This window comes from Rhizobium bangladeshense, from assembly GCF_017357245.1.
GTDB lineage: Bacteria > Pseudomonadota > Alphaproteobacteria > Rhizobiales > Rhizobiaceae > Rhizobium > Rhizobium bangladeshense.
This window is the reverse complement of sequence record NZ_CP071612.1, coordinates 872905-885592: the sequence shown is the minus strand read 5'-3', so window position 1 is coordinate 885592 and position 12688 is coordinate 872905. Positions and strand designations below refer to the sequence as shown.

Annotated in this window: 12 protein-coding genes; 2 read left to right on the top strand and 10 right to left on the bottom strand. The window is 61.7% G+C overall.

Annotated elements, in window-relative coordinates:
* Positions 1-2 precede the first annotated feature (2 nt).
* The 10 genes from J2J98_RS04245 to J2J98_RS04200 form a co-directional block, all read right to left on the bottom strand.
* Positions 3-626, bottom strand: coding sequence for a F0F1 ATP synthase subunit B (locus J2J98_RS04245; protein WP_207602420.1), 624 nt, complete (start codon positions 624-626; stop codon positions 3-5).
* Positions 627-703: 77 nt separating this feature from the next.
* Positions 704-931: a F0F1 ATP synthase subunit C gene (locus tag J2J98_RS04240; protein ID WP_010026583.1), complete on the bottom strand. Its 228-nt coding sequence runs from the start codon at positions 929-931 to the stop codon at positions 704-706.
* Between the two features lie 67 nt (positions 932-998).
* Complete coding sequence (locus tag J2J98_RS04235) at positions 999-1751, bottom strand: F0F1 ATP synthase subunit A (protein ID WP_064706279.1); 753 nt, start codon at positions 1749-1751, stop codon at positions 999-1001.
* 63 nt (positions 1752-1814) lie between these two features.
* Positions 1815-2153, bottom strand: coding sequence for an AtpZ/AtpI family protein (locus tag J2J98_RS04230; protein ID WP_064706278.1), 339 nt, complete (start codon positions 2151-2153; stop codon positions 1815-1817).
* A 273-nt stretch (positions 2154-2426) separates the two neighbouring features.
* A complete protein-coding gene (locus J2J98_RS04225; protein WP_207602419.1) occupies positions 2427-3656 on the bottom strand; it encodes a cell wall hydrolase in 1230 nt (409 codons plus the stop codon).
* Between the two features lie 257 nt (positions 3657-3913).
* A complete protein-coding gene (locus tag J2J98_RS04220; protein WP_207602418.1) occupies positions 3914-5812 on the bottom strand; it encodes a potassium transporter Kup in 1899 nt (632 codons plus the stop codon).
* A gap of 18 nt (positions 5813-5830) precedes the next feature.
* Positions 5831-6805, bottom strand: a complete 975-nt coding sequence (locus J2J98_RS04215) for a magnesium transporter CorA family protein (protein WP_207602417.1) — start codon at positions 6803-6805, stop codon at positions 5831-5833.
* 451 nt (positions 6806-7256) lie between these two features.
* Positions 7257-8441 carry an iron-sulfur cluster carrier protein ApbC gene (gene apbC / locus J2J98_RS04210; RefSeq protein WP_207602416.1) on the bottom strand — a complete coding sequence of 395 codons (1185 nt, stop codon included), beginning with the start codon at positions 8439-8441 and terminating at the stop codon, positions 7257-7259.
* 633 nt (positions 8442-9074) lie between these two features.
* Positions 9075-9809, bottom strand: a complete 735-nt coding sequence (locus J2J98_RS04205) for a helix-turn-helix transcriptional regulator (RefSeq protein ID WP_064706272.1) — start codon at positions 9807-9809, stop codon at positions 9075-9077.
* 258 nt (positions 9810-10067) lie between these two features.
* Positions 10068-10862: an IclR family transcriptional regulator gene (locus J2J98_RS04200; RefSeq protein WP_207602415.1), complete on the bottom strand. Its 795-nt coding sequence runs from the start codon at positions 10860-10862 to the stop codon at positions 10068-10070.
* A 138-nt stretch (positions 10863-11000) separates the two neighbouring features.
* On the opposite strand from J2J98_RS04200, the gene J2J98_RS04195 reads away from it, so the two are divergent.
* Positions 11001-11762: an SDR family NAD(P)-dependent oxidoreductase gene (locus tag J2J98_RS04195; RefSeq protein ID WP_064706270.1), complete on the top strand. Its 762-nt coding sequence runs from the start codon at positions 11001-11003 to the stop codon at positions 11760-11762.
* On the top strand, positions 11762-12679 hold the full coding sequence (locus J2J98_RS04190) for a 2-dehydro-3-deoxygalactonokinase (protein ID WP_138393834.1): 918 nt from the start codon (positions 11762-11764) through the stop codon (positions 12677-12679). The genes J2J98_RS04195 and J2J98_RS04190 overlap by 1 nt, the downstream gene beginning before the upstream one ends.
* The last annotated feature ends 9 nt before the right edge of the window (positions 12680-12688 follow it).

Below are 12688 nucleotides of genomic sequence, written 5' to 3'. Positions count from 1 at the left end.
GATCAAGCCTCCTTCTTGGCGGCCGCGACGGCGGCGGCGACATCTGCCTGAGCAGCGGTGCTGCCGATCAGTTGTTCGACGACGGCAGCGGCCGTTTCCTCGGCAATGGTGCCGACATCGGCAAAAGCCTTCGCCTTGATCTCGGCGATGCGGGCTTCGGCAGCCTTGATCTTTTCCGAAAGGCTCGTCTCAACAGCGCGACGATCTTCTTCGGCCTTGGCCTTGGCGGCGTCACGGGCGGCGGAGCCGATCGCGTGGGATTTGGCGCGGGCGGCGGCCAATTCGCCTTCATAGGTCTCGACGGCAGCGTCAGCTTCCGCCTTCAGGCGGCCCGCCTCTTCCAGGTCCTGGGAGATGCGCGTGTGGCGCTGATCGAGGATGGCCCCGATGCGCGGCGCGATGACCTTTTGCATAAGGAGGTAGAAGACGCCGAACGTAATAACCAGCCAGAGCAGCTGGGATGCGTAGGTCGTCGAATCGAAAGGCGGGAACGGGCCACGGGCGTGTTCGCCTTCGGCTACGCCGGTCTCGGTATGGACCTCGCCTGCGGCCGGAGCGGCATGCGCATCCGTGCCGGTCGCTGCCGCCGGTGCTTCCTCAGCGTAAGCCGGGGTCACAAAAAACATGCTCACCTCCAGGTGTACTGCAAATGCAAAGGATCACGGCTTGCGGGCGCAGGCCGTGATCCATCTATCCGCCGATATCAGACGGCGAAGAGGAGGAGGAGAGCGACGAGCAGCGAGAAGATGCCCAGAGCTTCCGTAACGGCGAAGCCGAATACCAGACGGCCGAACTGGCTGTCAGCGGCAGACGGATTGCGCAGAGCGCCGGAGAGGTAGTTGCCGAAGATATTGCCGAGGCCGAGAGCCGTACCGGCCATACCAAAGCAAGCCAGACCTGCACCGATGAACTTTGCTGCTTCCGCTTCCATGTTGAACTCCTTTGAAATGGTTGTTGCGGCGAATGACTGACGCCCTTTGACGTCGATGTCGTTATCCTTAGTGCCCGCCCGGATGGATCGCGTCATTGAGGTACATGCAAGTCAGCACCGCAAAGACGTAAGCCTGGAGGAAGGCGACGAGGAACTCGAGACCGGTCAGGGCGACGGTCATGATGAGAGGAAGAATGGCTCCGCCCACACCGACGGCACCGAGGGCTCCAAGCGAGGCGACGAAGCCTGCGAACACCTTCAGCGTGATGTGACCAGCCAGCATGTTCGCGAAAAGACGAACAGAGAGCGAAATCGGACGGGACAGGAAGGAAATGATTTCGATCGCGACGACCAGCGGCAGCAGAACGCCCGGCACGCCTGAGGGCACGAAGACATTCAGGAAGTGGAAGCCGTGCTTATAGAAGCCATAGACGAGAACCGTGCCGATGACGAGCAGGGCAAGGGCGAACGTGACGATGATCTGGCTCGTCACCGTGAAGAAATACGGGAACATGCCAAGCAGGTTCGCCGTCAGGACGAACATGAAGAGCGAGAAGACCAGCGGGAAGAACTTCATTCCCTGCTTGCCCGCGCCTTCCTTCAGCATGCCGGCGATGAATTCATATGACATTTCCGCGACCGACTGCGAACGACCCGGCACGATGGCGCGGTTCGAGGTCGAGAAATAGAGGAAGCCGGCGGCAACGGCGGCCGAAGCGGCCATGAAGAGCGAGGCATTGGTGAACGAGAAATCAATCCCGCCGATTTCGATCGGCACAATCTTCTGGATCAGGAACTGATGAGTCGGATCGTTAGACACCGCAGGTTCTCTCTCTTTAGCCCGCAGGACGCGGGGTCATTGCACTGGACCGGGAACCGGTCCTTACTTGTTGCCGTCCTTGCGGTCCAGGGGCTGAGACACCTTTCCCGCAGAACGCAGCACGTTTAGAACGCCGGCACAAAATCCGAGAAGCAGAAGAACAATCAAACCCCAAGGCGCCGTACCGACAAAACGGTCGAGGACGTAGCCAAGGACGGCACCGACGACGATTGCGGAAATGAACTCGCTCGAAAGCTTCATCGCCTGGGCATAGCCTTTGCGGCTTTCCTCGGCGCGGGCTTCGCTCGCCTCTTCCACTTTCGCCTCGACGCGCTTGGTGGCGAGTTCCGCTCCAAGCTGCGCACGGCGCTTCTCAAGACTTTCCTCGCGGTCATCCGCCATGGATCCCTCCTCGCCTGCCCGTCGCCCGCACTCCCGCTACCCCGGTTATTCGGACTCCGGACGCGAAGGTTGAGAACCCTCCGGCCCGTTCTGAAGTCGCGCGCAACATAGTTTTAGGGATTGGTATAGTCAAGGCGTAGACAGCATCTGTCCAGCCATAAAATAAGCACGCCAAATCAATGAGATAAGTTGATTTTCCGCCGAGCGCGCAAATTCGACCGAAAGAATCCGCTTTTGGGGGCGGAAAATCAGCCCGGCCCCGGCCGCCTTAGCTCAGCTCCAGCCGCCGCCATAGGTGCGGTAGAAGACGTGGAGACCGATGCGCCCGACCTTTTCCATGGTCTTTGCCCATTTCGGCCGGACGTAGACGGCATGGTAGTGCGTCGCCGACCCCACCTGTGGCAGCCAGATCTTGCCTGATGTCACCGCCATGGCCACGTCGCGGGCCACCCGCCAGTGATATTCCGAATTCACCCGGTCCTTGATGCTGTCGCAGGCGAAGGAAAACTGGCAGCGGTTGCGCCAATCCTCGTTCTGGTAGACGACGCCGCAGATGCTCTTGGGATAGGCAGGGTTGCGAACACGGTTGAGGATGACCTGAGCGACGGCCGCCTGGCCTTTCACCGATTCCCCGCGCGCCTCGAAATAGATGCCGGAGGCAAGGCATTGCTGCTCGCGTGCTGAAAAGACACTCGGCGGCAGCACGCTTGCGGCCCAGGCGTGATCGCCCGGACCGATCTTGGGGACGAAGCGGCCGCTGTCCTGTTCCGTCAGGATCGAATCGAAGGGCGACTGGCGGGCATAGTCGGGTGCTGCCGGCGCATAGGCGGTGGCAAGCACGTCGGCCTTGTTGCTGGTGGCGAGGCCTGCGAGCATCGCCGGCAAACCGGCTTCCGGCGTTACCGGCTGCTTCTTATAAAAGGAGGTGGCGATCTCGATTTCCTTGCCCTGGATCTTCGGTTTGACGAAAGCCGACCCGTCCTTGAGATCGAAATTCGGAGTGAAGAGCATCCTGGTGCGCTGGAGAATGGAGCCGGCGGAAAAATCCTTCGGCGGCTGCATCTTCTCGACGGCGACGATGCGACCTCTCTTCATGCCGCGGTTGACGCGATCCTCGTCCGGCGTGTCCTCGTGGCCCTTGTCCTTGGCGGTGCCCTTGTCCTTGGCGGTGAAGGCGACCTTTCGGCCATCGGGCAGCACCATGCCGGCGCCCGAGGCGATCGAACCGGTCGCCGCCGGATCGGCGAAGGCGAGTTCGGCCTGATGGATGGAGCCGGCCGGTGAATTGGTCAGCACCATGCGCCAGCTCTCCCCCTCACGGTCGAGACCGGCGAGCATGGTGGCAAGATCGGCGTGGGAGGCAACGCTCGGGAAGATCAGCCAGCCGGCGAGCCCGAAGATGGCGGGCGATACCCAGTTCTCGGGGAGAAGACGCAGCTTGCTACGGGAAGGGCTCTTTCGACGCAACACGAACTCCGGGCATGAAACGCGGGAACATGCCATCGAAAATCCCTCATTAACCTTGACGTCCGGTTAACGACGTGTGCCGGAATGTGGCCATGCGGATGTTCTAATGTGGCTGGTTTGACGCGGACGCAACCCCACTCTGCGTCATCCTCGGCCTTGAGCCGAGGTTCCATGCCGCTGTTGTTGGTGGGTGCCGTGTGGATGCTCGGCTCAGGGCCGAGCATGACGGAGGACGAGGTGGCGGAAGGAGCCAGGGAGCGCGGACACCACGTCGGCAATGTCGCCCGCACCCGTCAAATAATAACGTGAGACCCCAGCTCCACCACGCGGTTTGCCGGCAGGCGGAAATAATCCGAGGGATTGGTGGCGGCGTTGGCGAGCGCGATATAGAGGCGGTCCTGCCAGTAGGGCATGCCCGACTTGGCATCCGGCACCAGCTTGCGGCGGCCGAGGTAGAAGGAGGTCGACATGATGTCGAACTTCAGTCCGGTCTTGCGCAGCGTCGCGAGAGCCTGCGAGACGTTCTGCGATTCCATGAAGCCGAAGAGCAGTTCGACGCGGGAGAAGCGTTCGGAGATGGGCTCGACCTTATAGCGGTCGTGGCTGGGCACCCGCGGCTTGTTGACCGTGCGGATCGTCAGGATGACGTTGCGGTCGTGAAGCACGTGGTTGTGCTTGAGATTGTGCAGCAGGGCGGCGGGGGCCGATTCCGGATCGCTGGTCAGGAAGATCGCCGTGCCCGGAACCTGCGCGGGCGAATGCTCGCTCTTGCGCTCGATCGAACTGACGAAGGAGGCGAGCGGAATGTCGGTGTGTCGGGTCTTTTCCATCAGAATCGCGCTGCCGCGGCGCCAGGTCCACATGACCACGGTAAAGCCGGTGGCGATCAGGATCGGGATATAACCGCCATCGTGGATCTTCAGCAGGTTGGCGCCGAGAAAGATCATTTCGAGCAGGACGAGCGGCGCCAGCGCCATCACGGCGACCGGCAGCGACCAGTTCCAGCGGGCGCGGACGAATTCGAAGGCCATGATCGAGGTCACGACCATGGCGCCGGTAACCGAGATTCCGTAGGCGGTCGCCAGCGCGTCGGAGGTTTTGAAACCGAGCACCAGGAAAATGACGCCGATGAACAGCAACGCGTTCACCGAGGGAACGAAGATCTGGCCGGTATTGGTTTCCGAGGTGAAAAGGATTTCCATGCGCGGCAGGAAGCCGAGGTTGATGCCCTGGCGCACCATTGAGAAGGCGCCGGTTATGACGGCCTGGCTGGCGATGATCGTTGCGGCGGTCGCCAGGATGACGACCGGCAGCAGCGCCCATTTGGGATACATCAGATAGAAGGGGTCGGACATCGTCATCGGATTGCCGAGAACGAGCGCACCCTGCCCGAGATAATTCAGCGTCAGCGCCGGAAAGACCAGCAGGAACCAGGCCCACTGGATCGGGCGGCGGCCGAAATGGCCGAGGTCGGCATAGAGCGCCTCGGCTCCCGTCACCGTCAGGAAGACGGCGCCGAGCACGACGATGCCGTAAAAGCCCTCATGCAGCAGGAAGCTGACGGCGTAATAGGGATTGAAGGCGGCGAGGATGCCGAAATCGTCGGAAATATGGGAAATGCCGGCGACGGCCATGACTATGAACCAGAGGGCGGTGATCGGACCGAAGAACCTCGCAACGGCGCCAGTGCCGCGCGACTGCACGACGAAGAGCAGCGCCAGGATCACCACCGAGATCGGCACGATATAGTCCGCGAGCCTGGGTGTGACGAGTTTCAGGCCCTCGACGGCCGACAGCACCGAAAGCGCCGGTGTGATCATCGCATCGCCGAGGAACAGGGCAGCGCCCATCAGTCCGAGCAGCATCAGCAGTGCGGTATGGCCGTTCGCGGTCTTCATCAGAAGGGCGAGCAGCGACAGCGTGCCGCCCTCCCCGTCGTTGTCGGCGCGCAGCAGGAAGAGAACGTATTTGATGGTGACGATAATGGTCAGCGCCCAGATCATCAGCGAAATCAGACTGATGATCTCGAAACGGGTGACGCCGTCATGGGCAACGGGCTTCAGCGCCTCGCGAAAAGCGTAGAGCGGGCTCGTGCCGATATCGCCATAGACGACACCAACGGAACCGAGCGCGAGATAGAACAGCTTGCGCGGCGTCATGTGGCGCTCGTGCGGATGGCTCTCTTCGGACATGAAATTTCAACAGGCTCCTCAGAGCCAGCCTTTCCAGCGAAAAAAGAAAAAGGGGATGACGGCCGATATCACCATCAAGGCCAGCGAATAGGGGTAACCGGCGGCCCAGGCCAGTTCGGGCATGACCTGAAAATTCATGCCATAAATGGAGGCGACCAATGTCGGCGGCAGGAAAACGACCGACGCGATCGAGAAGATCTTGATGATCGAGTTCTGTTCGATGTTGATGAGGCCGAGTGAGGCGTCGAGCAGGAAGGTGATGTTGGCGGCAACAAAGGAAGCATGCTCCGACAGCGACTGAATATCGCGCGAAACGCTGCGGCAGAGCTCCCTGGCCTCGTGGTCCTGCTGGATCGCCGGGATAGTGTGAAAGAACGTTAGAAGCCGGGAAAGCGAACCGAGACTGTCGCGCAGCTTGCTGATCATGCGGTGATGACCGGCTATATCGCGCAATTTTTGCTCGAGGTAGTTCGAAGGCCTGCGCACCTTTTTCGCCCGGCCGAACACATGCGTCGACAAGATGTCGATTCGCGAAACGGCGGTCTCCAGGATCTCGGCCGTCCGGTCGACAATCGTCTCCAGCAGCTTGGCGAGAAGGGCCGCGCCGCTGCGCCAGTTTTCCGGAAGCCGGTGAAGGGCGGCGATGAACAGCGCAAAAGATTTGGGATGGGCGTAACGGATGGTGATCAGCCGCTTTCCGGCCAGGATGAACGCGACATCTGTCAGCGTCGGCGCGTCGGTATCGGCTTTCCAGACGAGGGAAGCGGCCATGAAGACGGCACCGTTTTCAGTATAAAGCCGCGCCGAAGGTTCGATGTCCTTGAGATCGTCACGGGTCGGAACCTCGATGCCGAGAACCTTCTCGACATAAAGCTCCTCCTCTCGGCTCGGCTCGACCATGTCGATCCAGACGACATCCTCGGGAAAGGAGGCGGCCGGCGAGAGATCGCGGATCTCGACCGATTTGCAATTGGAACAGTACGCGGTGATCACCGGCAGCGTCTCCGATGCTCACGACACTTCGTGGTCATCATCTTCATCGCAAGCGTTTCCATGCGGCCGCCATCGCGGCAATGCGAGGGTGGCTCGCTCCAGGTCCAAACGGAAGCGGATCAAGAAAGTTCATACAACTCCAGCTGCATCCGACCTCGAAGGCCAGCATGCGCATTATGCTCCACCGCATCGCAGTTACCAATCCTTCGACCTTGCAGGCGGTCCGGGACCTTCGAAACGAAGACGGCCGTCATGAGCATCTGCAGCAACGCCATCATGGCGCCGCGGCATATGAAGCAAAGCCGTGAAATAATCAAGACATCTTCCGTGAAGTGCGCCTTTTCACCACGTTTCCCTCACAATTTGGGATGTCGCAACGGTGATTCGGCGGTTCAGCGCTCTGCTGTCATGCACGCGATTGGCCGGGAAGTCCTGCCTATAGCCGGAGGCGTCATTCGAAGACGATCGCCGGCGCCGGGCGCTGGGCCTGGCCGCCGAGTTGCTGCCATACCTTGGCGGCGATACCGCGATAGATGCCGGCGACGGTACCGTTCGGATCGGAGGCGACCAGCGGCGTGCCCGCGTCGGAAGTTTCGCGGATGTTCATCGTCAGAGGCACTTCGCCGAGGAAGGGCACGCCAATCCGCTCGGCCTCCTTGCGGGCGCCGCCATGACCGAAGATGTCGTAGCGGGTGCCGGTGTCGGGCGCTATGAAATAGCTCATGTTTTCGACGATGCCGAGAACCGGCACCTCGACCTTGCGGAACATGTTGAGGCCCTTGCGGGCATCGATCAGGGCGAGATCCTGCGGCGTGGAAACGATGACGGCGCCGGCAAGCGGCACTTGCTGGGCCATCGTCAATTGCGCGTCGCCGGTGCCGGGCGGCATGTCGACGACGAGGACGTCGAGCTCGCCCCATGCCACTTCGCGCAGCATCTGCATCAGCGCCGACTGGACCATCGGCCCGCGCCAGATCATCGCCGTCTCCTCGTCGACGAGGAAACCCATCGACATGACCTTGAGGCCGTAATTCTCCATCGGATTGATGATGCGGCCATCGATCTGCGTCGGGCGGCCGGAGATCTTCAAGAGCCGCGGCATCGAGGGGCCGTATATATCGGCATCGAGAATGCCGACTCGCAGACCATTGGCGAGCAGGCCGAGCGCCAGGTTGACGGCAGTGGTAGATTTGCCGACCCCGCCCTTACCGGAGGCCACGGCAATGATGGCGCCGATACCGGGAACGCCGATCTTGCCCGAGCGGGGCGGCTGTTGCTGCGGTGCATGCCCGTGATGCTGTTGATCGTGGCCTCCATGATCATGACCGGCATGACCGTGGGGCGGATTGGGCGCCGGGCGGGCGGCAGACGCGGCGGCCGCCGCCTTCTTGTCTGCCGTCAGAGTGACGAGCGCGCCCCTGACGCCCGGCATCTCCTTGATGACGCGCTCGGCGGCGAGCCGCATCGGCTCCAGTTCCCTGGCGCGTTCGGCCGGAACCGTGATGGAGAAATAGACCTTGCCGTCGGAGATGAAGACATCGGAGACCATGCCGAGCGCGACGATATCGTGTTCGAGATCCGGTCCGCGCACGGTCTTAAGCGTTTCGAGAACCTGTTCCTTGGTGACGTCGGTCATTCCACCCTCACTGCTTCTTCTCGTAGACTACGGCGCCGCGCGTTCTCAAGACGCGCAACGGTGCCGTAGCACTTTAAATTGCCGCATGATTTTAGCCTTGGCCGCTTTCGGCAAAGGCTAAAATCATGCGGTAGAGATAGTGGAGACGCACGTCTTCGCCAAATAAAATCATCGGGTGAAAATGAATTGCCGACTGCGAAAAACGCGGGGGGATTTGCGATCCGCTGCGGCCATCAAGTCCGCCGGGCTTTCGCCCTGATGGCCGCAACGGTCTCTCTCCCCAGGAACCGGCGCAATGCGGGGCGAACTAGCGCAAGCCGAAAAAAAGGCCAGAAAAAAGTGCTTGGGAAGAGGAAATCGTGAACAACTGCGAAAGAAGCGGTGCCAAAAGGCAACAACCGCCACCGACGCCGACGGCCGGGAGAGAAACGGCGTCGGCGTCGGGCAGCGGTGTGTCGGCCGCGCCATTTCCTGGCGCTGGTCATCAAAGTCCCCTCTGGACCTCTTGCAAATGAGAAGCAGAAAACGTGCCAGATCGAAAAATCGGGAAAAGCCACGCGGCAGCGCCGGGCGGCACCCCGTTCTGCCTAAGCGCTGAGCGCCCGACCCACCGCGCGCCGCCAATTTTGCAACTTATTTGATCAGGCCGATCCGCAGCGCCTTGGCGACCGCCTGGGTACGGTTGACCGTATCGAGCTTTTTGGTGGCGCGGTTGAGGTAATGATTGACCGTGTGCTCGGACAGCGCAAGGATTTCGGCGATTTCCGCGCTGGTCTTGCCGGCCGCCGTCCAGTTGAGGCAGTCGATCTCGCGATCCGTCAGCGTGTCCGTCATTCGGCTATCGAGATTGCGGATTTCGGCAAGCCTGTCGAAGACATGGATGGCGATATAGCAAAGCTCGCGCATTTCGGCGGCGCTGAACGGCTCTCGATCGCCAGCGAAGGAGACGGCGCCGCGCAGGCCGGAAGGCTCATGCGTCGGGAAGTAGGCGCAGCGCATCATCCTGAAACGCTCGAACAGCGAGGTCACCAGGGCGGACTTGCCGTCTTCGCGCGACCAGTTCTGTCGCGACATGTCGTAAATGAAAGGCCGCGTCGATGTTCTAAGCCGCCTCAGAACCGGGCTGTTCATCATCAGCCCTTCCTGGTCGTAGAGCGCCAGAAGCTCGGCCGGCCAACTGGTGAGGACGGTGCTGCCCTGAAGGTCGAGAGAGGTGATCGGCGGCAGATTGAGAACCATGAAAGCGCGGCTGCGATAGGCTTCCGTGACCCGTTTCAAGAAACGGAAAATATCGAACTGCGTCTTCAGGCCGGCGATTTCCGTGATGTAATCGTCTTCTTCCGTGGATGTTTGCGACAAGGGTACCATCACATTTCTTCATCTTCGGCGCAGCGGCCGGCAAACCATTTGCGAAGCTGGCCGCCGCGGCCAGTTCGATTGTATCGAGGAATGATGATCGCGAACTGGATGACATGGAACCGGCCTCGGCGGGCAGCGTTCGGCCAATGAGAGGCTGCAGATTTCGCGGGCCATTCCACTTGTGGTGATTCGCCGCCAAATCTCAATATCGCTGTCATCATATGCATGCTCTGCTAACGCGTCCAGCAATGGCCATGACGATTACCGTCAACGCCGCGGGCCGAGGCGAACGCGCATGCCCTCCATAATCTTTGCAGCCGTCAGCTGCACCGGAACGGCCCACTGCCGCAGAAGTTCCATCGATAGCCGATAGGCCGGACCGGTGACCGAAATGCCGCCGATGAAGGTTCGATCCTCCGACCAGACCGGCGCGGCGACGCAGCGGATGCCTGCCTCGTGCTCCTCACGGTCGAAGGCATAGCCCTGTTCGGCAATTTCGCGAATTTCGGCGGCAAGCGTTTCGGCCGAGGCGTGCGTCGAGGCGGTAAAGCTGGTGAAGCTGAGACCAGCGAGGAGATCGACGAGGCTTTCGGGCGGAAGCAGCGAAAGAGCGGCCTTGCCGACGCCGGTGCAGTAGCAGGGCGAGGCGTTGCCGATCTGGGAGTACATGCGCACGGGCTGGCGGCCTTCGACTTTGTCGAGATAGATGATCGACTCTCCCCGGAGAACGCCGAGATGCACCGTCTCGCCGGTCGCCTGCTGGAGTTCGGCCAGGTGAGGTTCGGCAATCAGGCGGAATTCATTGCGCGCCCAGCTGCGCGCGGCAAAATCGAGCAGGCGCAGGCCCGGCGCGTAACGGCCGTCGCCATCGAGCTCGAGCAAGCCCTCCTCCACCAGGTGGCTGAGCTGGCGGTGCAGAGTGCCGCGCGGCTGGCTGGCCAGCGCCAGTATATCGGTGAAGCGCAACGGCGTATCCGCATGGGTGACGAGATCGAGGAGAACCATCAATTTGCCGAGGGTGCCGGTCTCGCGTGCCTGTGCCATGCCGTCGCTTGATGCCATCTCTAAGTGCCGTTGAATCGGTCCGCCCTTGAAAGGCGTGCGCCCTTGACAGAAAGAGCAGCATAATCCGATAATTCCAAATAGTCAAATTAAGTTCCAAATAATGGAACATAGGGATTGGAGGAGACGGTGAGCGCAATGGCAGCACAATTTCCCGAGTTCAAGGATCGCGCCGTGCTCGTGACCGGCGGCGGATCGGGCATCGGCGCGGCGATCGTCGAGGGTTTCGCGCGTCAGGGCGCCAAGGTGTCTTTCATCGACATTGCCGAGGCGGCCGGCAGGGAACTCGCCGAAAGCCTGTCGCGGGAAACGCCGCACCCTGTCCTCTTTCACCATGCCGATCTGCGCGACATCGAGGCGATCCGGCGCACGGTCGATGCCGTCGTTGCGGCGTCAGGGCCGATCCGCGTGCTTGTCAATAATGCCGCCTGGGACGACCGTCACGAATTCGACGAGGTGACCGAGGCCTATTGGGACAACAATCAGGCGGTCAATCTCCGGCACGTGTTCTTCACCTCGCAGGCGGTGGCGCCGTCGATGCGGTCGGCCGGCGGCGGCGCAATCGTCAATATGTCGTCGATCGCCTTCAAGCTCAACATGGGCGGATTTCCCGCCTATGCGGCGGCGAAGGCGGCGGTCGTCGGACTGACGAAGAGCATGGCCGGCAGGCTCGGGCCGGAGAACATCCGGGTCAACTGCATCCTGCCCGGCATGGTCGTCACCGAGCGGCAGATGCAGCTCTGGCTCACCGAGGAGAGCATTGCGCGCTCGGTCGAGCAGCAGTGCCTGAAAAAAGCGCTCAAGGCCGATGCGATCGTCGGTCCCTGCCTGTTTCTTGCATCCGATTGTGCGGCTGCTATGACCGCTCAGTCCCTGATCGTCGATGGAGGCGTTTTGTAATGACTAATCCCGCTTATGTCGCGGTGGACTGGGGCACCAGCAGCTTCCGGCTCTGGCTGGTCGGCAAGGACGGCAGCATCCTCGCCGAACGCCGCAGCGGCGAAGGCATGACGAGCGCGGCAAAGATCGGCTTTTCCACCGTCTTGTCAGGCCATCTCGCCGCCATCGAGGCGCCGGAAGGGCTGCCTGTGATCGTCTGCGGCATGGCCGGCGCAAAACAGGGCTGGGTCGAAGCCGGTTATATCGACGTGCCCGCGCCGCTCGCCTCGATCCTCACCGCGGCGGTCCGCGTGCCAGGTGAAAGCCGGGACATCCGCATTCTGCCGGGCCTCGCCCAACGGCAGATGGCAATGCCTGACGTTATGCGCGGCGAGGAAACCCAGCTTCTCGGCGCCCTCGGCGGCGCAGGCACCGGCGCGCAGGCGGTCTGCATGCCCGGCACGCATTCGAAATGGGTGCACGTGACCAATACGGAAGTCACCGGCTTTTCCACCTTCATGACCGGCGAACTCTTCGACGCGATCAGCAAACATACGATCCTGTCGCATGCGGTCGCCGGTGCTGAGGAGCAGCCGGCGGATGCGGCGGCCTTCGAGGCGGCGGTGTTGGCCGCTTTCGCCCGGCCGGGCATTGCCACCAACCTCCTGTTTACCGCCCGCTCGGGTCAGCTGCTGCACGGAATCTCCGCCGCTGCCGCGCAAGCCCGGCTTTCCGGCACGCTGATCGGCCTCGAAATTGCCGGAGCGCTTCAGGATGCCGCCAACGGCACTGATATCACCCTCGTCGCCTCCGGACGCCTGCAGGCGCTCTACGAACAGGCCTTCAAAACCCTCTCCATTGACTTCACCGCCATCGACGCCGACGCGGCCGTGCGCCGCGGGCTATCGGCAGCCGCCGAAGCCATCTGGCCGAATTGAGAAAGCTGA